This is a genomic window from Micromonospora sp. CA-111912 (assembly GCF_050948415.1).
In the GTDB taxonomy this organism is placed as follows: Bacteria; Actinomycetota; Actinomycetes; order Mycobacteriales; family Micromonosporaceae; genus Micromonospora.
The window spans coordinates 3,274,924-3,294,388 of the sequence record NZ_CP192007.1; the positions used below are offsets into that span (position 1 = coordinate 3,274,924).

Annotated in this window: 14 protein-coding genes; 5 read left to right on the top strand and 9 right to left on the bottom strand. The window is 72.5% G+C overall.

Translation table 11 applies throughout. The annotated features are described in order from the left end of the window. Positions 1–10: 10 nt before the first annotated feature. The 4 genes from prfH to ACQPZO_RS13510 all read right to left on the bottom strand — a co-directional run bounded on the left by prfH (position 11) and on the right by ACQPZO_RS13510 (position 4,246). A complete protein-coding gene (gene prfH, locus ACQPZO_RS13495) occupies positions 11–625 on the bottom strand; it encodes a peptide chain release factor H (protein WP_433350243.1) in 615 nt (204 codons plus the stop codon). Next, a complete protein-coding gene (locus tag ACQPZO_RS13500; protein ID WP_433350969.1) occupies positions 622–1,791 on the bottom strand; it encodes an RNA ligase RtcB family protein in 1,170 nt (389 codons plus the stop codon). Before ACQPZO_RS13500 ends, prfH begins: the two co-directional genes overlap by 4 nt. 248 nt (positions 1,792–2,039) lie before the next feature. Then, a complete protein-coding gene (locus tag ACQPZO_RS13505) occupies positions 2,040–3,743 on the bottom strand; it encodes a tetratricopeptide repeat protein (RefSeq protein WP_433350245.1) in 1,704 nt (567 codons plus the stop codon). 323 nt (positions 3,744–4,066) lie between these two features. Beyond that, positions 4,067–4,246 (bottom strand): hypothetical protein, encoded by a 180-nt coding sequence (locus tag ACQPZO_RS13510; protein ID WP_433350247.1) that lies wholly within the window; start codon positions 4,244–4,246, stop codon positions 4,067–4,069. Positions 4,247–4,820: 574 nt separating this feature from the next. Between ACQPZO_RS13510 and ACQPZO_RS13515 the strand changes: the two genes are divergently transcribed. After that, a complete protein-coding gene (locus ACQPZO_RS13515) occupies positions 4,821–5,873 on the top strand; it encodes a S1 family peptidase (RefSeq protein WP_433350249.1) in 1,053 nt (350 codons plus the stop codon). Positions 5,874–6,056: 183 nt separating this feature from the next. On the opposite strand, the gene ACQPZO_RS13520 is transcribed toward ACQPZO_RS13515, so the two are convergent. Continuing rightward, positions 6,057–7,394 (bottom strand): PLP-dependent aminotransferase family protein, encoded by a 1,338-nt coding sequence (locus ACQPZO_RS13520; RefSeq protein ID WP_433350251.1) that lies wholly within the window; start codon positions 7,392–7,394, stop codon positions 6,057–6,059. 98 nt (positions 7,395–7,492) lie between these two features. Between ACQPZO_RS13520 and ACQPZO_RS13525 the strand changes: the two genes are divergently transcribed. Then, a complete protein-coding gene (locus tag ACQPZO_RS13525) occupies positions 7,493–8,308 on the top strand; it encodes an alpha/beta fold hydrolase (RefSeq protein WP_433350253.1) in 816 nt (271 codons plus the stop codon). Between the two features lie 38 nt (positions 8,309–8,346). On the opposite strand, the gene ACQPZO_RS13530 is transcribed toward ACQPZO_RS13525, so the two are convergent. The 3 genes from ACQPZO_RS13530 to ACQPZO_RS13540 are packed head-to-tail and all read right to left on the bottom strand — an operon-like array spanning position 8,347 to position 11,550. Next, positions 8,347–9,420 (bottom strand): zinc-binding dehydrogenase, encoded by a 1,074-nt coding sequence (locus ACQPZO_RS13530; protein WP_433350255.1) that lies wholly within the window; start codon positions 9,418–9,420, stop codon positions 8,347–8,349. Further along, positions 9,417–10,835, bottom strand: a complete 1,419-nt coding sequence (locus ACQPZO_RS13535) for an aldehyde dehydrogenase family protein (protein ID WP_433350257.1) — start codon at positions 10,833–10,835, stop codon at positions 9,417–9,419. The genes ACQPZO_RS13530 and ACQPZO_RS13535 overlap by 4 nt, the downstream gene beginning before the upstream one ends. Before the next feature lie 49 nt (positions 10,836–10,884). Next, the gene (locus ACQPZO_RS13540) at positions 10,885–11,550 is read right to left on the bottom strand and encodes a TetR/AcrR family transcriptional regulator (protein WP_433350258.1); all 666 of its coding nucleotides are present in this window, start codon (positions 11,548–11,550) and stop codon (positions 10,885–10,887) included. 85 nt (positions 11,551–11,635) lie between these two features. Between ACQPZO_RS13540 and ACQPZO_RS13545 the strand changes: the two genes are divergently transcribed. Beyond that, positions 11,636–12,784, top strand: coding sequence for an acyl-CoA dehydrogenase family protein (locus ACQPZO_RS13545; RefSeq protein ID WP_433350259.1), 1,149 nt, complete (start codon positions 11,636–11,638; stop codon positions 12,782–12,784). Between the two features lie 42 nt (positions 12,785–12,826). Then, on the top strand, positions 12,827–13,999 hold the full coding sequence (locus ACQPZO_RS13550; RefSeq protein ID WP_433350260.1) for an acyl-CoA dehydrogenase family protein: 1,173 nt from the start codon (positions 12,827–12,829) through the stop codon (positions 13,997–13,999). Positions 14,000–14,134: 135 nt separating this feature from the next. Here ACQPZO_RS13550 and ACQPZO_RS13555 read toward each other — a convergent pair whose 3' ends face one another. Beyond that, positions 14,135–14,701: a winged helix-turn-helix domain-containing protein gene (locus ACQPZO_RS13555; RefSeq protein ID WP_433350262.1), complete on the bottom strand. Its 567-nt coding sequence runs from the start codon at positions 14,699–14,701 to the stop codon at positions 14,135–14,137. 395 nt (positions 14,702–15,096) lie between these two features. Between ACQPZO_RS13555 and ACQPZO_RS13560 the strand changes: the two genes are divergently transcribed. After that, on the top strand, positions 15,097–19,377 hold the full coding sequence (locus ACQPZO_RS13560; protein WP_433350264.1) for a S8 family serine peptidase: 4,281 nt from the start codon (positions 15,097–15,099) through the stop codon (positions 19,375–19,377). Positions 19,378–19,465: the final 88 nt, after the last annotated feature.

A 19,465-nucleotide genomic window follows, 5' to 3' on the forward strand; every position in this document is an offset into this window, starting at 1 on the left:
AGGTGCTCTCCTACGTCTCCGGACGTTCGACGCGGGTGGGGTCGCCGCGTACGAGCTCGTCGTGGATCCGCCAGCGGGCGGTGGTCACGGCGCGTCCTGCCGTCTCGTCGCCCTGCTCGATGCGCCGTCGCAGCAGCTGCACGGCGATGCGTCGGTTGAGGCTGAACTGCCGCTCCGTGTCGACCACGACGACGATCCCCGAGGGACGGTGGGTCGCCCGTACCGCCGTGCTGGCCTTGTTCCGGTGTTGACCGCCGGGGCCGCCGGTGCGACAGGCGACGATGTCGACATCCCTCTCCGCGAACGGGGTGTGCGGGGTGTCGACCTGGCACGGTCGGGCGATGACGTACCAGTTCTTCCGGCCGGCGTCGGCCCGGTAGGGGCTGGGCGCCTGCCAGCACAGAGTTCCGGTCCACGCCTCGGCGAACGCCTCGGCGCCGGCTCCGGAGATCCGGACCAGGACCGACCGGTAGGTGCCGGGCCGGTCACCGGGAACGGTCTCGACCCGACGGAGCGTCAGGCTATGCCGGGTGCCGTCGGCCTCCAGGCGGCGCAACAACCGGGCCAGCGCCCAGGCACACTCGCGCGGGCCACGCCCGGCCGACATGAGCAGGTGGACGCTCACGGCCGGCCTCGCCGGTGGCGGTGCTCCCGGCGATCCCGTGGGGGCATGGACCCGAGGTCGGGCGTCTTGTAGGTGACCAGGGGAACCGTGGCGGCGACGGGGGTGGCCAGGTCGTGGTCGACGAGGTCGGTGATCACCTGCTCGATGCGCTTGTAGGCAGTCGGGGCCTCCTCGAACAGCAGTTGGCGGTCGCCGCACACCACCAGCGACCCCACCGGCGTGCGGCGCAGCTCCTCGACCGTGTGCTTGGCCCGACCCCGGCGCAGGGCGTCGGCGCGCGACATCTTGCGGCCCGCGCCGTGCGCCACGGAACGGTTGGCGTCCGGTCCGGCGTGGGCGGCCACCAGATAGGAACGGGTGCCTCGCGTGCCGGCGACGAGCACGTCGCGGCCGTCACCCGGCGCCGCCCCCTTGCGGTGCAGGTAGACCCCGTCGCGGACCTCGACCAGGTTGTGGCACTCGTCGACGATCGGCTCGGTGGGCTCGGCTCCCAGGGCGTGGGCGACCCGGGCGGCCATGAGCCGCCTGTTGAGCGAGCCCCAGCGTACGGCGTCGTCATGCATTCTCAGGTAGGCGTCGGGATCCTGGGCGGGACCCGCGCCATGGACTTCGGTGTGCGAACGCAGGATCCGCTCGCCCAGCCCTCGGGAGCCACTGTGGACGATGAGCACGAGGTCGCCGGCGGCGAGCCCGAGACGATTTGCGTGGTCCGGTTCGAAGACGGTGTCGATCCGTGCCAGCTCGACGAAGTGGTTACCCCGACCGACCGTCCCGAGGCCCTCGACGTGACCGGCGGGAATATCGCCTGTCACGACGGCCCAGGCCGGGTCGTCGGCAGCACGCTCGGGGTCCAACGCGCGGTCGAGGTCGGGAAACCGGGCGGCGAGGCGCTCGGGCACGGCACGCCTGAGCTTGAGCGGGAACACGGCGATGCCGCAACCGATGTCGGAGCCGACCAGGAACGGGTACAACAGGGTCGAGGCCATGGCGGCGCCGATGGGGGCGCCCTTGCCGGGGTGCAGGTCCGGCATGGCGGCGACGTGGATCATGCCGTCGAGGGCGGCCACCTGGTGGCACTGCGCGAGGGCGTCGGACTCGATCCAGCTCGTGGGGGAGGCGAACACGGTGACGGTGGCCGAACCAGGGGCCGGAGCGGACCGGGGCAGGGGCCCCTGCCCGAAGGGTGGCTGAGACAAGGACGCTCACTTCGCCGAAAGCGGTCATGGACGGACGGCATGACGGCGCGGGTCGGCGCCGTGGGGCCGTGGAGCAACTGGGTGCGGTCCGTCAGAACGTCATGGACACACCCTCCCGGAGCCCGCCGCGTGCAGCAAGCGCTTTTCGGGCGGGTGCGCCCCCGGGTGGTTGCGCCCGTGGTGCCGCAGTCGGGACCGTCAGCCCGCCCTGCTCGCGGTCATCCGGCCATCGCGCGACGGCAGCGGTCGAGTTCCGTGCGCAGGTCGCGCCGTAGCGCCCGGTCCAGGCCGGGCTGGGCGAGCGCATGGGTGAAGTCCTGGGCGGCCTCGTCCCACCGTTGCAGTCGCATCAGCGCCGTGCCCCGGTTGTAGCGGGGCACCGGCGCAGCCGACAGCGCCACAGCCCGGTCCAGGTCGGCCACGGCGGCGGAAACGTCGCCGCGTTCGAACCGGACGGCGGCCCGGTTCGTCCACGCCTCGACCAGCTCCGGATCTCCCGTCAGGGCCCGGGTGAGCAGTTCATCGGCCTCGGCGAGGCCGCCGCGCTCCGAACGGATCAGCCCCAGGGTGCACAGCAGCGCCGGTTCCTGCGGGACCAGCGCCAGGCCGGCTCGCGCGCCCGCCTCGGCCGCGTCGAGCGCGCCGCGTTCCAGGTGCAGGTTGACCAGGGCGATCCGGGCGTCGAGGTGCCCGGGGTCGATGGCCAGCACCCGGTCCAGGTCCGCACGCGCCCGCTCGGTGCGGCCCCGCTCCTGCTGGAGCACGGCCCGGTTGTAGTAGGCCTCGGGCAGGTGCGGTCCCAGGCGGATCGCGGTGTCGTAGTCCCTGATCGCGGCCGAGGCCCGCCCCGCCGCGCGGTGCAGGGCGGCCCGGTCCACGTAGTACTCGCAGTTGCCGGGATCGTGGGCGATCACGGTGTCGAGATCGGCCAGCGCCTGCGCCGGATCGCCGAGGGCCAGGTGCACCTGCGCCCGGTTGTGGCGCAGCCGGGCCAGGTCCTGCGGGCGTTCGCCGGGGCCCAGCACCGCCGTCAGCCTGGCCAGCCCGTCGTCGATCAGCCGCAGCGCGCGGGCGGGCTCGCCCGCCCTGCTGTCCAGCAGCGCCAGGCCCTGCTCGTAGAAGACGGTGGACAGCATCCGCTGCCGCGGGTCGTCCAGTCCGGCGGCGAGGTGGACCGCCCGCTCCAGCCACTGTCGCGCCTGCGCCGGGTCCTGGTCGGCCGCCGGCAGGTGCCGGGCGTACAGCATGGCGGTGGCGTACGCGGCCGACATGGTGATCTTCGGATCGTCGGTGGCGGCCTGCGCCTCCCGGTAGAGGTCGAGCGCCTCGGCGGCCTCGCCCAGCGCCGCCAGGGCGGTGGCCAGCCCGGTGGTGAACGCCCACCAGTGCGGCAGGTCGCCGTCGGGGGTCACCGTGGCGCGCCCGCGCCGCGCCACCCGGGCCGCGTGGTGGTAGAAGCCGCGGGCCAGGCCCTCGCCGAGGGCCGTACGCGTCGCCTCCGGCGTCGGGTCGGCCGCAGCCGGTTCGCGGTCGCCGCCGTCGCGCAGGTCCAGGCGTACCGGGGACGACCCGAGCCGGCGGGCCAGCGCGTCCAGCAGTTCGCGGGTGGTCTCGTCGGCGCTGGCGACGTGGTCGAACCGGACCGTGACCGGGCGTCGGAGCTTGCCCGCCCAGGCAGCCACGAACTCGGTCGCGCCGTAGGCCAGGCAGGCGGTGCGCCGGGCGGGATGGAACCGGATCGGCTCCTCCTCGGCGGCCGGGCGTGCCGCGTGGTCGAGCCGGGGCGCGATGGAGTGCAGTTCGACCTCGTGGCGGGACGCCAGGCGGGGCTGTTCGGCGGCGACCCGGCCGAGGAAGTCCGAGACCCCGGCGTACGGCCCGTAGGCGCGGTGGCAGTCGTAGCCGCCCGGATCGCCGGTCACGGCCGGGCCCCTCGGCGCAGTGGCGGGCGCCCGAGGGCGCCCGCCGTGCCGGGAACTACCAGCACCACTCGATCCAGAGCCGACGGGCACCGGACACCAGGCGCAGCGCGCTCGTGCGACGGACGGTCATCTTCTTCATGAGGGCCTCCACTATGTCTCGCATCAGGACTGAGGCAGAGCGTAAACCCGATCAAGAAGAATATGAAGACCGCTCGCGACCATTCTGGTGCGGCCCAACCGAGGGCCCGTCAGATGGGGTGAGGTGGGGTGCGCGGTGCGTAGTCGCTGACGACGGTCGGTGCCAAACTGGTCGGCCGGCGTGGTCAGGGCAGTTGTTCGTCGTCGCCCACCGTCTCGATCTCACCGTCATGCTGGTAGCGCACGGCCAGGTGCTCGTCCGGCTGCTTCGCCTCCGCGAGGGTGTGGTGCGGGTCGCCGTCGGGGGAGAAGAGGACCCGGTCGGTCTTGGCGCTCTTCTCCTGCTCTTCCTCCGGCTCGGTCATCAGTCGCCTCCCGCTGCTCAGTCTCCGGCCCCGTGACGGGGGTGCCCACCGACAACGCTACGACGCCGCGCTCGCCCGCAGGCGCGATCGGCGACTCTCGCGGGACATGGCTCGGCCTGGGCGGTTCGGGGCGGCGTACCGCGCCGGGGCCGCCTGTTCGTGACGGGCGCGGCCGAGCCGAGCGCCCCGGTCGATCTCTCCGGCCGTGCAACCGGTGGGCGACCGACCCGCCGGGGGTGCCCGAGCAACTCCCGCCGGCACCGATTCCCGCCGAATCGGTCTTGTCCCGCCATCCGGTCGGACCGGCACGCGGGCCCGCTCGACAGGGCCGCCGACCTTGCTCACTGACCTGCGGAGACTCGGCCAATAGCCGCTAATCGTCAGACTTGCCACTCGTCGGGCTGTCGGGACCCAAGGTGTGAGAAGTGATCGAGTCCGGCCAACCATCACTCTTGCAATCATTGTTAAATCTATGAATACTTCGACGCCTCGATCGGGTGAGCCTCACCAGCCGATCGGTTGCCCGGGGTCGCCCGAAAGGGTGGCCCGTGCTCAGCTCCATGGAGGTATCCACATGCGACTCTCCGGGTCCCCGCTGCGCCACGTCACCGCTCTCTCGGTGGCCGGCGCCCTGGTCGTCGGAGCGCTGACCAGCGTTCCCGCTCAGGCCGCACCCGCGAAGAACGCCTCCCCCGACCAGGCCACCGCGCTCGCCGCCGCACTCGGCGGGCGCTCCGGCGGGGCGTACGCCCAGGCCGACGGCACCATGGTCGTCACCGTGACCGACGACGCCGCCGCCCGAAGGGTCCGCGCGGCCGGCGCCACCCCGAAGCTCGTCACCCGTGGCGCGGACGACCTGGCCCGCGCCACCGCCACCCTCGACGGCTCCGCCCGGATCCCCGGCACGGCGTGGTGGACCGACCCGGCGACCAACCAGGTCGTCGTCTCCGTCGACAGCACCGTGACCGGCGCGAAGCTCCAGCGCGTCGAGGCCGTCGCCGGCCGGCTCGGCGGAACAGTCCGCATCGAGCGGGAGGCCGGGAAGCTCAGCACCCGGGCCGTCGGCGGCGAGGCCATCTGGGCCGAGGGCGGCGGTCGCTGCTCGCTCGGCTTCAACGTGCGCAACGGCGACAGCTACTACTTCCTCACCGCCGGGCACTGCACCGCCATCGCCGCCGACTGGTACGCCGACTCCGGGCAGAGCAGCCCGCTCGGCTCCGGCGGCACCGGCAGCTTCCCCGGCAACGACTACGGCATCGTCCAGCACAGCAACCCGGCCGCCGCCGACGGCAGCGTCGACCTCTACGACGGCACCGCGCGGGACATCACCGGTGCGGCCGACGCCTTCGCCGGGCAGTCGGTGCAGCGCTCCGGCAGCACCACCGGCCTGCACGGTGGCGCCGTCGAGGCGGTCGGCGCGACGGTGAACTACGCCGAGGGCACGGTCACCGGCCTGATCCGCACCACGGTCTGCGCCGAGCCGGGCGACAGCGGCGGCTCGCTCTTCAGCGGCAGCACCGCGGTGGGCCTGACCTCGGGCGGCAGCGGCGACTGCACCTCCGGCGGGACGACCTACTTCCAGCCGGTCACCGAGGCGCTGAGCGTCTACGGGGTGGAGATCATCTGATCGACGTGCCACCAGTGAGGGCCGCCGCGACACGGGCGGCCCTCACTGGTGGCGCCGCCCGTAGAAGGCTGCGGCGGCCCCGCGCTGCCCGCACGTACTTGCACGACGTCCGCGAGACGTTCACCGCCCTCGGGGCCCGCGCTGAGGCGACGGTCTCCGCCCGGTGTCGCTCGGGTCGGCGGGTCATTCCGCCCCGGCGTCCTCGGGAGTGGAGCGGGCCAGCGCCGCGAGCGTGTCAAGCGCCCAGGACAGGGTCGGCAGCGGCGGTGCGGCCAGCCCGAGCCGTACGGCGTTGGGGGCGTGGCTGGTCCCGACGGTGAACGCGGCTGCGGGGGTGACCGCGATGCCCCGGCGGGCCGCGGCCGCGACGAATGTCTCGGCCCGCCACGGCTCCGGCAGCTCCCACCAGCAGTGATAGGCGTCCGGATCGGATCGGAGGAGCTGGCCGGCCAACCGGGTCCGCGCCAGCTCCTGCCGGGCGCGGGCGTCCCGGCGCTTGCCGGCGGTGATGGTGGCGACCGCCCCGTCGCCGAGCCATCGCGTGGCCGCGTCCAGCGCGAAGCGGGTGGCGGTCCAGGTGCCGGACCGGATCGCGGTCGCGAGCTGGTCGGTGAGCTGTGGTGGCGCGGCGGCGAAGCCGACGGTGAGGCCCGGGGCGAGCCGCTTCGAGAGGCTGTCGACGAGAATGGTGCGGGACGGTGCCAGTGCGGCCAGCGGTGTCGGGGCGTCGGTGAGGAACGACCAGACGGCGTCCTCGATGACGTACACCCCGAGTCGGTCGAGCAGGTCGGCGAGCGCGGCGCGGCGGTGCGCCGGCATGGTCGTGCCGAGCGGGTTGTGCAGGGTCGGCTGGAGGTAGACGGCCCGGAGCGGGGCGGCGCGGTGTGCCTCGGCGACGGCCTCGGGCAGCAGGCCGTCCTGGTCGATCGGCAGCGGGACGAGGGTGACGCCGAGCCGGCCGGCGATGGCCTTGACGACGGGGTAGGTCAGCGCCTCGACGCCGAGCCGCCCGCCCACCGGGACAAGGGCGGCGATGGCGGCGGCGATCGCCTGCCGCCCGTTGCCGGTGAACAGGATCTGCTGCGGGTCCGGGGCCCAGTCGGGGCGGCCGAGGAGCCCGGCGATGGCTTCCCGCGCCTTGGGCGTCCCGGCGACGCCAACCGGGGGCAGCGCGGTTGCCAGCGTCTCGGGCCGCAGCAGGCCGGCTAACGAATCGGCCAGCAGTGCGGGCTGTTGCGGCAGTACCGAGAAGCTCAGCTCAAGGTCGACGCGGACGTCGCCGGGTTCGGCGAGGGCGGGTTCCGGGGGCGGGGCCGCTGTCCGGACGAAGGTGCCCCGACCGACCTCCCCGGTCACCAGCCCGCGCCGGGCCAGCTCCGCATAGACCCGGGAGGCGGTGGAGTTGGCGATGCCGCGTTGGCGGGCGAAGCTCCGCTGCGGCGGCAGGCGGTGTCCGGCGGCGATCCGCCCGGCGGCTATGTCGGCGGCGATCCCCTCGGCGATCCGCCGGTAGTCGTCCACGATCCGGCCTCCAATTGCTCCGAGGATATTGTTCTTATTGCACTCGACTATTGCACTGCATAGCCTTCTTGTCGAGACCAACCTCGGGAGGAACGGCGATGGCCACGACACAGGTCAACGGAGTCAGCGTCGGATACGACGACTGCGGCGACAGGGAGACTCTGGTCCTCGTCCACGGGCATCCCTTCAACCGCTCCATGTGGCGTCCACAGGTCGACTTCGCGGTGGCCGCCGGCTGGCGGGTCGTCGCCGCGGACCTGCGCGGGTACGGCGAGAGCACCGTGGTGCCGGGCCGCACCACGCTCGACGTGTTCGCCCGGGATATCGCCGGCCTGCTCGACCGGCTCGGCGTACCCCGCTTCGTCCTCGGTGGACTGTCGATGGGCGGGCAGATCGTAATGGAGTGTCTGCGCCAGTTCCCCGAGCGCATCTCCGGCGTCCTGCTGGCCGACACCTCCGCGCCGGCGGAGACCGATCTCGGGCGCAGGCTCCGCAACGAGCTCGCCGATCGGCTGCTCCGGGAGGGCATGGCCGGCTACGCCGAGGAGGTCCTGCCGAAGATGCTCGCTCCGCGGAACATCTCGGCCCTGCCGGAGATCGCCCGGCAGGTCAGCATCATGATGCACACGACCTCGCCGGTCGGTGCCGCCGCAGCCCTACGCGGGCGTGCCGAGCGCCCCGACTACATCGGGACGCTGCGCCGGGTCGAGGTCCCCACCCTGGTCGTGGTGGGTCGCGACGACGAGTTCACCCCGATCGGCGATGCCGAACTCATCACCGAGTGCGTCCCGGACGCGACGCTGGTCGTGGTCGACGGTGCCGGCCACCTGCCCAACCTGGAGCGGGAAGCGGTCTTCAACGCCGCGCTCGGGCGCCTGCTCCAGCAGGTCGCGGCGGTGGCGGGACAGCGGTGACGACCATCGCGGGCTGGTCCGGCGTGGCCGGAACTCTGCTAGGGCACGACCACGGTGCGGGCCCCCTCGCCCCGGGCCATCCGGGCGAACGCCTCCGCCGCTCCGTCCAACGTGGTCCGGCCGGTGATCAGGAAGCCGAGGTCGAGGGTGCCGTCGAGCACGGCCCGGGCCAGTTCCGGCACGTCCCGGTCCGGATCGGACGAGCCGTAGACCGAGGAGCGCAGCGTACGGGCCGAGTGGAAGACGTCCATGGCGCTCAGGGTGACCATGTCGTCCTTTCCTCCCATGCCCACCACGGTCACCTGTCCGCCCCGGCGGGTGGCCCGCCAGGCGGCCCGGATGGTGCTGCCGCGCCCGACGCACTCCACGGCGTGGTCGACGCCCCGGCCGCCGGTGAGCGCCCGGACCGCCCGGCTGAGGGAGTCGTCGGCGACCAGGAAATCCGTGGCGCCCGCGGCGGCGGCCAACTCCGCCTTCGCCGGCGACACGTCGACGGCGAGCACCGGGGCCGCGCCGGCGGCCCGGGCGGCGGACACCACCGACAGCCCCACCCCGCCGAGGCCGACGACGGCCACCGACTCGCCGGGGGCCACCCGGGCGGTCCGTCGGACCGCGCCGACGCCGGTGAGCACGGCGCAGCCCAGCAGCGCGGCGACCTCCATCGGCAGCTCGGCTGGGACGGGAATCACGGCGTGCTGCGGCACCACCACCTGTTCGGCGAGGGCGCCGAGTCCCAGGGTGACGTGCAGCGGTTCCCCGCCCGTGGTCCGGCCCCGGGCGACGGCGGGCGTCCCGGCGCGTTCGCACAGCCACGGCTCGCCGTGCCCGCAGTGCCAGCACTGCCGGCACGGCGGCGCCCAGTTGAGCACCACGTGCTCGCCGGGTACGACCCGGGAGACGCCGTCGCCGGCCTCGGTTATCACGCCCGCCGCCTCGTGCCCGAGCACCAGCGGGTACGGCGACGCCACCGTGCCGTTGACCATCGACAGGTCGGAGTGGCACACCCCGGCGGCGCGGATCTGCACCCGTACCTCGCCGGTTGCGGGGGCCGGCAGGTCGACGTCCTCCACCCGCAGCAGCTCCCCGACCGCCCGGGCGACCAGCGCCCTCATCGCTGGATCGCCTTGGTCTGGAGGAACTCGTCCAGCCCGTAGCTGCCCAGCTCCCGGCCGAGGCCGGACTGCTTGTAGCCGCCGAACGGGGCGAGCGGGTTGAACGGCGCGCCGTTGACGTCGACAGCGCCGGTACGCATCCGCCGCGCGACCCGCATCGCCCGCTCCTCGTCGCCGGACCAGACCGCGCCGGCCAGCCCGTACCGGGAGTTGTTGGCCACCGCGACGGCGTGCTCGTCGTCGTCGACCGGGATCACCGCCAGCACCGGCCCGAAGACCTCCTCCTGGGCCAGCGCGCTGTCCGGGTCGACGTCGGCGATCACGGTGGGGGCGACGAAGAAGCCGCGCTCCGGAACCGGCGCGTCCGGTCCGCCGAAGACCAGCCGGCCCCCGTCGGCCAGGCCCCTCTCGATGTGGTCGCGCACCCGCTGCCGCTGGGCCGCCGAGACGAGCGGGCCGAGCCGGGTGGCCGGGTCGAACGGGTCGCCGAGCCGGTACCCCTCGGCGGCCCGCGCGGCGAGGGCGAGGGCCTCGTCGTACCGGCTGCGGTGCACCAGCATCCGGGTCCAGGCCGTGCAGGTCTGCCCGGAGTTGAGGAACGCGTTGCCGACGCCCACCTTCACGGCGGTGGCCAGGTCGGCATCGTCGAGGATCACGTTGGCCGACTTGCCACCGAGCTCCAGCGCGACCCGGGCGATGCGGTCCGCGGCGAGGTGGGAGATCCTCCGGCCGACGGCCGTGGACCCGGTGAAGGAGACCATGTCGACGTCCGGGTGGGCGGCGATGGCCTCGCCGACCACCGGGCCGGTGCCGGTGACCAGGTTGACCACGCCGGGCGGGAGGCCGGCCTCGTCGATCGCGTCGAAGAGCAGGTACGCCACCAGCGGCGTCAGCTCGCTCGGCTTGAGCACCGCCGTGCAGCCGGCGGCCAGCGCCGGGGCGAGCTTGGCCACGACCTGGTGCAGCGGGTAGTTCCACGGGGTGATCGCGCCGACGACGCCGACCGGTTCGCGTACCACCAGCGAGTGGCCGACGGTCTGCTCGGCCGGCGGCCGGGCGGCCAGCTCGACGTAGCCGCGCAGGACGGCGAGGGGGAGTCTGGCCTGCACCTGGGTGGCCACCTTGAGTGGGGTGCCCAGCTCGCACGCGATGGTCCGGGCGATGTCGTCGGCGCGGGCGGTCAACGCGTCGTGCAGCCGGCCCAGGCCCGCCGCCCGGTCGGCGGGGGCGGCGGCGGCCCAGCCGTCGAACGCGGCGCGGGCGGCGGAGACGGCCCGGTCCACGTCGTCCGCGGTGCCGGCCGGCACCGTCGCGATGATCTCCTCCGTCGCCGGGTTCCGCACCGGCAGGGTTTCCGGGGAGGACGCCGCGACCCAGCGACCGCCGAGGTGGAAGTCGGTCCGTGCGAGATCCATCGAGCCCCTCACGTGCGTCGGCCGGAAACTAGCAGTGAAAGTTTGGACTCTAGTGCGTGTCGGCGGCCGACGGGAGGGGTGGCAGCGGGCCGATGGTCCTCTCGTAGGTGCGGGCGAGGCCGTCGATGAGCGCGTCGAGGCCCAGTTCGAATGCGCCTTCGTCGACGCGCTGCTGGTGCTCGGCGAGCCGGTGCGCCTGGGTGAGGTGCGGGTACTGCTCGGCGTAGAGCCCGGGGTCCTCCACGAAGCCCCGGGCGAACGAGCCCAGCGCCGATCCCGCGACGAAGTACCGCATGAGCGCGCCGATGTGGGTGGCCCGGGCCGGTGGCCAACCCGCGTCGACGAGGCCGCCGTAAACGGCGTCGGCCATGGCCAGCGCGGCCGGCCGGCGCCCGGGCCCCCGGGCCAGGTACGGCACGATGTGCGGGTGGGCGGCGAGCGCCGCGCGGTACGAGTGCCCCCACCGGCGCAGGGCCTCCCGCCAGTCGACGGCACCGAAGAACGACACGTCCACCCGGGCGGTGACGCTGTCGGCGACCGCGTCGAGGATCTCGTCCTTGGTGGCGAAGTGGTTGTACAGCGACGGGCCGCGCACGCCGAGTACGGCGGCGAGTCGGCGGGTGGAGAACCCCTCCAGCCCGGCGGAGTCGATCAGCGCGGCGGCGGCCTCGACGATCCGCTGCCGGCTGAGCAGCGCCTCGCGCGGCCGGGGCATCCGTTCCTCCTCTGCTCGGTGGTCCTGCCGAACTGTGTCACAGCGGGTCTGGACCGATTAAAACTTGCACCGCTAGTTTGTTGGCATGAACCTCGAACTCTCCGCCGAGCAGGAGGCCGTGCGCCAACTCGCCGCCGAGTTCGTCGCGCGCGAGGTGACCCCGCACGCGGCGGCCTGGGACCGGCGCGAGGCGGTCGACCCGGGCATCGTCGGCAAGCTCGGCGAGGTCGGCTTCCTGGGGCTCACCGTCGCCGAGGAGCACGGCGGCTCCGGCGGCGACCACCTCTCCTACTGCCTCGTGCTGGAGGAGTTGGGCCGCGGCGACTCCGCCGTACGGGGAATGGTCTCCGTGTCCCTCGGGCTGGTGGCGAAGTCGATCGCCGCGCACGGTACCGCGGCGCAGCGGGCGCAGTGGCTGCCCCGGCTCTGCTCGGGCGCCGCCCTCGGCTGCTTCGCGCTCACCGAGCCGGGCAGCGGGTCCGACGCCGCCGCCCTGACCACCCGGGCCACCCGCGACGGCGACGACTGGCTGCTCACCGGCGCGAAGGTGTTCATCACCAACGGCACCACCGCCGACATCGCGCTGGTCTTCGCCCGCTCCGGCGGGCCGGGGCACCGGGGGATCACCGCCTTCCTGGTGCCCACCGACAGCCCGGGGCTGACCCGGCGGGAGATCCACGGCAAGCTCGGGCTGCGCGGGCAGGCCACCGCCGAGCTGGTCCTCGACGGCGTCCGGGTGCCCGACTCGGCACGCCTCGGCGAGACCGGCGGCGGCTTCCGGCTGGCCCTCGCGACCCTGGCCAAGGGCCGGATGTCGGTGGCCGCCGGCTGCGTCGGCATCGCCCAGGGCTGCCTCGACGCCGCCGTCGGCTACGCCGGTGCGCGCACCCAGTTCGGCAAGCCCATCGCCGGCCACCAGCTCGTGCAGCAGCTGCTCGCCGAGATCGCGGTCGACACGGCCGCGGCGCGGCTGCTGGTGTGGCGGGTGGCCGACCTGATCGACCGGGGTGAGCCCTTCGCCACCGAGGCGTCGATGGCCAAGCTCTTCGCCAGCGAGGCCGCCGTCCGCGCGGCCAACAACGCGGTCCAGGTCTTCGGCGGGTACGGCTACATCGACGAGTACCCGGTCGGCAAGTACCTGCGCGACGCCCGCGTCGCCACCCTCTACGAGGGCACCAGCCAGATCCAGCAACTCCTCATCGGGCGTGCGCTCACCGGCGTCAACGCCTTCTAGCCCCGCCCGGTGCGCGCCCCCGACCAAGGACCCGGAGGAGACATGGACTTCGCGCTTTCCGACGAGGAGCGGGCCATCCGCGACACGGCCCGTGACTTCATCGGCCGGGAGGTGATGCCGCTGGAGCAGGAGCTGCTGCGCCGGGAGCGGGCCCACCAGCCCGGCCTGCACCGCAGTGAGCTGCGCGAGTTGCAGTTCAAGGCACGCAAGTTCGGCTTCTGGGGCCTGGCCACCCCGCAGGAGTACGGCGGCATGGACCTGCCCGCCGTGACGCAGTCACTGATCTGGACGGAGTTGGGTCGCACGTTCGTGCCGTTCCGCTTCGGCGGGGAGGCCGACAACATCCTCTTCCACGCCACCGACGAGCAGAAGCAGGAGTTCCTCCTCCCGACCATCGAGGGGGAGCGGATCTCCTGCTTCGCCATCACCGAACCGGGAGCCGGTTCGGACGCGGCGAACATCCGGCTGTCGGCCCGCCGCGACGGCGACGACTGGATCCTCGACGGCGAGAAGACCTTCATCACCGGCGGCAACGACGCCGACTTCGCCATCGTGGTCGCCGTGACCGACCGGGAGAGGGGGGCCCGCAACGGCGGCGCGACCGCCTTCCTGGTGGACCGGGCGATGGGCTGGCGTTCGGAGTTCATCCAGACCATGGGGGAGGGCGGCCCGGCGTCGCTGATCTTCGACGGCGTACGGGTGCCGCACCGCAACATCCTCGGCGAGGTCGGTCAGGGCTTCACGCTGGGCATGGAGTGGATCGGCAAGGGCCGGTACACCATTCCCTCGCACGCCATCGGCATCGCCGAGCGGGCGTTGCAGATGGCCATCGACCACGCCAACACCCGGGAGACCTTCGGGGCGAAGATCGGCACCAACCAGGCCATCCAGTGGATGATCGCCGACTCGGAGACCGAGCTGGAAGCCGCCCGCTGGCTGGTGCTGCGGTCCGCCTGGACGGTCGACCAGGGCCTGGATCCCCGGCACGCCTCGTCGATGGGCAAGCTCTACGGCGCCGGCATGGTCAACCGCGTGGTGGACCGGGTGCTGCAGATCCACGGCGGCATGGGCTACACCAGGGAGCTGCCCATCGAGCGCTGGTATCGGCAGGTCCGGCTGTACCGGATCTTCGAGGGCACCGACGAGATGCAGCGCCTGATCATCTCGCGGGACCTGCTGCGTGGGTACACGAAGATCGGCGGGCACCTCGCATGAGGACCTCGGGTCGTGGCCACCACCGAGCCCGGCCCTGAGTGACCACGCGCCTCGGGGCGTGATGTGGCCGGCCGCGACGGGGCGCCCGCCCGTTGGGCCGTCATGGGCGGCTGGCCCGCGGCTGCCGGGCGAGGGTCAGCCGTCGGCGCCGCTGACCCTCGGCTGTCGGTGATCGGTCACCCGGAGCCCGACACCGCGCACCGCGACGACGGTGACGCCGGTGCCGAGCTCGCAAAGCTTGCGCCGCAACCGCTTCACCAGGGACTGCACGTCCGCCGTGCGCTGGCGGCCCTCGGCCCGCCAGACCGATCGGTGCAGCTCGGCGTAGCTCCAGACCCGGACCGGCTCGGTGATCAGGCAGGCCAGCAGGTCGTGTTCGAGCCGGGTGAGGGGGACCTCGCGGTCCCGGCAGCGGGCGGTGAGCCGGGCCGGGTCGATCCGCAGGGTGTCGTCCGGTGCCGCCTGCGCGGCGGCGGGGGCCCGCGCCGGCACCGCCCCGGGCTGTGGCTGTGGCTGTGCGGTCGCGATCAGCCTGCGCAGCTCGTCAAGGTCGGCCACCAGCAGCAGCGGCGCGATGCCGTCGAGGTGCTCGGCGAGCCGGATCCGTTCGGCCGGTGACGGTGTCACCGCGATCACCAGGGGGAACGGGCTGCCGGTCTCGTCGAACCCGGCAGGCGTCGTGCTGTCGTCGTCCTCGGTCACCGCACCCACCCGGAAACGTTGGGCAATTTTTGCCCGACTTGGTCATGGCCGTGACAGTAATTGTCAAACCCGCCGCCAGGCGGGCAACTCCTAGCGACAAGTTGCTCACGTGCCGTGCTTGATCGTTCATCTTTTTCGATCATAGTGTCCACACAGGCAGCCGGCGTGACCCGCACGGCGCCTGGGGCCTGGGGGGTTCGTTCATTCCGGTGTGATCCAGACAGGAGATGGGTCTTTGCACCCTTCGCCATGGCTTGATTAACCGCGGGTCGTTTCTGGAGGAGACAGCACCGATGCTGAGACGTCCACACGGGACGCGCCTGTTCAGGCGCTTGGCGAGCGCAGGCGCGGCGATTGCCCTCGCCGCAGCAGGTTTGGCGACAACCGGTTCCGGCGTGCAGGCCGCACCGGCGGACAAGATCCGACCCGACCTGATGAACCAGCTCCAGGCGAAGAGCGAGAGCGACTTCTGGATCCGCTTCACCGACCGGGCCGACCTGAGCAAGGCCAGCGCGATCAAGGACTGGACCAAGCGGGGCGCGGCGGTCGCCGACGCGCTGCGCAAGTCCGCCGTCGACAGCCAGACCAAGGTTCGCTCCGAGCTCGACGGCTCGGGTGCCAAGTACCAGTCCTTCTGGGCGACCAACGCCATCAAGGTCAGCAGCGGATCGCTGGCTATGGCGCAGAACTTCGCCGCGCACGCCGAGGTCGAGGGCGTCTACGCCTCGACGGCCTACGAGGTGCCCAAGGTCACCAAGGAGGCCGACGCGAAGGCGGCGAACGCCCTCGAGTGGGGCATCGCCAACATCAACGCCGACGACGTCTGGTCCGAGTACGGCGTCACCGGCGCGGGCATCACGGTGGCGAACATCGACACCGGGGTGCAGTTCAACCACCCGGCGTTGGTGGGCGCCTACCGCGGCAACAACGGCGACGGCACCTTCGACCACAACTACAACTGGTTCGACGCCGCCGGCGAATGCGCCACCGCGCCCTGCGACAGCGACGGCCACGGCACGCACACCATGGGCACGATGGCCGGCGCAGCCGGCGCCAACCAGATCGGTGTCGCGCCCGGGGTCAAGTGGATCGCGGCGAACGGCTGCTGCCCGAGCGACGCCGCGCTGGTCACCTCCGGCCAGTGGATGCTGGAGCCCACCGACCTTGAGGGCGAGAACCCGGACGCCAGCAAGCGGCCCAACATCATCAACAACTCGTGGGGCACCACGCTGCCCTCCAACGACCCGTTCATGGAGGATGTGACGCTGGCCTGGGCCGCGTCGGGCATCTTCGGGACCTGGTCCAACGGCAACAAGGGCCCGAACTGCCAGACCAGCGGCTCACCGGGCAGCCGGACCAGCAACTACTCGACCGGCGCGTACGACGTCAACAACAACGTCGCCAGCTTCTCCTCTCGGGGGTCCGGGCAGGACGGCGGGATCAAGCCCAACATCTCGGCGCCCGGCGTCAACGTCCGCTCCAGCATTCCCGGCAGCGGCTACGCCAGCTACAGCGGCACCTCGATGGCCGCGCCGCACCTCGCGGGCGCGGTCGCGCTGCTGTGGTCGGCGGCACCCGCGTTGGCCGGTGACGTCACCGCGACGCGTGCCCTGCTGGACAACTCGGCGATCGACAAGGCCGACGCCCAGTGCGGCGGAACCGCGGACGACAACAACGTGTACGGCGAGGGCCGGCTGGACGCGCTCGCGCTGCTCGACGCCGCCCCCATCGGCGAAACCGGCACCCTGGCCGGCAAGGTCACCGACGCGGACACCGGCAACCCGCTGCCGGGCGCCACGGTGGCCCTCACCGGCCCGGCGACCCGCGAGCTGACCACCGGGACCGACGGCACGTACTCGACCCTGCTCCCGGTCGGCGACTACCAGGCCGCCGTGACCGCCTTCGGCTACGCGCGCAAGACGGTGTCGGCGACGGTCGCCAAGAACGCGACCACGACGATCGACGTCGCCCTGACCGCCGTGCCGAGCGTGACCCTCAGCGGCTCGGTGACCGACGGTTCCGGCCACGGCTGGCCGCTGTACGCCAAGGTCAGTGTCGTGGGCCTGTCGGCGTCCGACTACACCACGCCCGCCAACGGCCGGTACAGCTTCAAGCTCCCCGCCGGCGCGACGTACCAGGTCAAGGTCGAGCCGCAGTACGCGGGCTACCAGACCGTGACCAAGGATGTCGTGGTCGGCTCGGGCAACACCGTCCACAATGTCGCCGTGCCCGTCGACTCCACCGCCTGCGCCACGGCGCCCGGTTACAAGTACGGCTCCGACGGCGTGTACGAGACCTTCGACGGCAACCGCGTGCCGACCGACTGGTCGGTCGTGGACAACGCCGGCACCGGTCAGGTGTGGGACTTCACCGACGCTGGCGACCGGGGCAACCTCACCGGCGGCTCCGGCAACTTCGCGATCATCGACAGTGACAACTACGCATCCGGCGGCCGGCAGGACACCTCGCTGGTCAGCCCGGTCGTCGACCTCACCGACGTTGCGACCCCGGTGATCCGGTTCAACCAGGACTACAACTGGCTGAGCTCTGACCGCGCGGACGTCGACCTCAGCCTCGACGGCGGCGCGACCTGGGCCAACGTGCTCCGGCAGGCGGCGGACGTCCGCGGCCCCCGGGTGACCCAGGTGCCGATCCCGCAGGCTGCGGGCAAGTCGGAGGTCAAGGTCCGGTTCCACTACTACGAGGCCTCCTACGAGTGGTGGTGGCAGGTCGACAACGTGCTGATCGGTAGCGCGGTCACCTGCAAGCCGACCAACGGCGGCCTGGTGCTCGGGCACGTGCGCGACAAGAACGACAACGGCTACGTCAACGGCGCCACCGTCACCAGCGGCGACAAGCCGACGGAGACGGCCACCACCGTGGCCACCCCCGACGACACCAAGCTGGCGGACGGCTTCTTCTGGCTGTTCTCGTCGCAGACCGGCGAGCACCCGTTCACCGCGAAGGCCGGCAACTACGTCAGCGAGACCAAGCAGGTCGACGTCCAGACCGACTGGGCCACGCCCGTCACCTTCCAGCTCGCTGCCGGCCGGTTGTCGGTGCAGCCGGCGGCGGTCGCCGCCACGGTGCGGATGCCCAGCGGCAAGGCCACCAAGACCGTCACGGTGACCAACACCGGCGGCGCCCCCGTCAACGTCAAGTTCAGCGAGCGGGACGAAGGGTTCGAGCTGTTGCGGGCCGACGGGTCCCGGCTGACCAAGCAGCAGATCCTGGGCTCCCCCGGCGCGCCTCCGCAGCGGCTCACCGCCGCCACGTCGTTCGCCGCGCGGGCGTCGGACAAGGCGAGCACGGCCACCTCCGCCCCGGTCGGCCCGCAGGCCGAGCCCTGGACGGACATCGCCGACCACCCGACGAACGTGATGGACAACCGGGTGGTCAACCTGGACGGCAAGGTGTACTCGATCGCCGGCGGTAACGGCTCGGCGTCGAGCGCGAAGAACTACGTCTACGACCCGATCGCGCAGAGCTGGAAGCCGATCGCCGACCTTCCCGGCGCGCGTAACGCCGTGACGGCGGGCGTCGTGGACGGGAAGATCCTCGTGACCGGCGGTTGGGGGGCCTCCGGCCCCGACGCCGCGACCTGGTCGTACGACCCGGCGGCCAACACCTGGACCAAGAAGGCGAACAACCCCGCGCCGCGGTCCGCCGCCGGCCAGGCGGTCGCCGACGGCAAGCTGTACGCCATCGGCGGGTGCACCACGGCGAGCTGCACGCCGATGTCGAACGACGTCGTCCGGTACGACCCGGGCGCCGACAGCTGGGAGGCGCTGCCCGACTACCCGAAGGCGGTGGCCTTCCTGTCCTGTGGCGCGATCGGCGGCATCGTCTACTGCGCCGGTGGCAACGACGGAACGGCGGCGCAGAAGGCCGGCTACGCCTTCGACCCGGGCACCAACGCCTGGACCGCGATCGCCGACGCGCCGGTCGACAACTGGGCCAGCTCGTTCGCCGTCGCCAACGGCAAGCTCCTGGTCGTCGGCGGTTCGCAGGGCGGTGCCATCACCAACGCCGGCTTCGCCTACGACCCGACCGCCAACTCGTGGTCGAACCTGCCCAACGCCAACACCGCCCGGTACCGTGGCGGCGCGGCGTGCGGCTTCTACAAGGTCGGTGGCTCGTCCGGTGGCTTCACCGCCACGGCGGACAGCGAGGCTCTCCCCGGTTTCGAGGAGTGTGCCGAGGCTTCCGCGGACGTCAGCTGGATGACGATCGACAAGACGGCGGCCACCCTGGCGCCGGGCGAGAAGGTCACGATCACCGTCGGGATCGCGGCCACCGTGGACCAGCCGGGCACCTACTCGGCGTCGATCCTCATCAAGGAGGACACCCCGTACACGGTGCAGCCGGTGTCGGTGAAGATGACCGCACAGCAGCCGACCACCTGGGGCAAGCTGATGGGTACGGTCACCGGGACGAGCTGCCAGGGTGCCAGCGCGCCGATCGCCGGCGCGTTGGTCCAGGTCGACTCGTGGGCGACGTCGTTGACGTTCACCACCGACGCCGAGGGCCGGTACGCCTACTGGCTGGACAAGCGGAACAACCCGCTGACCATGATCGTCGCCAAGGACAACTGGAAGCCGCAGACCCGGCAGACGAAGATCACTACCGCCACGCCCACCGTGGAGAACTTCGCCCTGTCCCCGGTCCGCTGCTGACAACTGACCGCTGACGAAAACAGATCCGGCCCGCCTGGTCACCCGACCGGGCGGGCCGGACCCGTCCCCGGAGGATGGCGAAACGGCC

Excerpts from the sequence above, each read along its gene's own strand:
- ACQPZO_RS13540 (WP_433350258.1), bottom strand. The coding sequence starts at position 11,550 with ATGCCCCGGCCGCGCGAGGCGCTGCTCAGCCGGCAGCGGATCGTCGAG.
- ACQPZO_RS13545 (WP_433350259.1), top strand. The coding sequence starts at position 11,636 with ATGAACCTCGAACTCTCCGCCGAGCAGGAGGCCGTGCGCCAACTCGCC.
- ACQPZO_RS13510 (WP_433350247.1), bottom strand. The coding sequence starts at position 4,246 with ATGACCGAGCCGGAGGAAGAGCAGGAGAAGAGCGCCAAGACCGACCGG.
- ACQPZO_RS13515 (WP_433350249.1), top strand. The coding sequence starts at position 4,821 with ATGCGACTCTCCGGGTCCCCGCTGCGCCACGTCACCGCTCTCTCGGTG.
- ACQPZO_RS13530 (WP_433350255.1), bottom strand. The coding sequence starts at position 9,420 with ATGAGGGCGCTGGTCGCCCGGGCGGTCGGGGAGCTGCTGCGGGTGGAG.
- ACQPZO_RS13550 (WP_433350260.1), top strand. The coding sequence starts at position 12,827 with ATGGACTTCGCGCTTTCCGACGAGGAGCGGGCCATCCGCGACACGGCC.
- ACQPZO_RS13525 (WP_433350253.1), top strand. The coding sequence starts at position 7,493 with ATGGCCACGACACAGGTCAACGGAGTCAGCGTCGGATACGACGACTGC.
- ACQPZO_RS13535 (WP_433350257.1), bottom strand. The coding sequence starts at position 10,835 with ATGGATCTCGCACGGACCGACTTCCACCTCGGCGGTCGCTGGGTCGCG.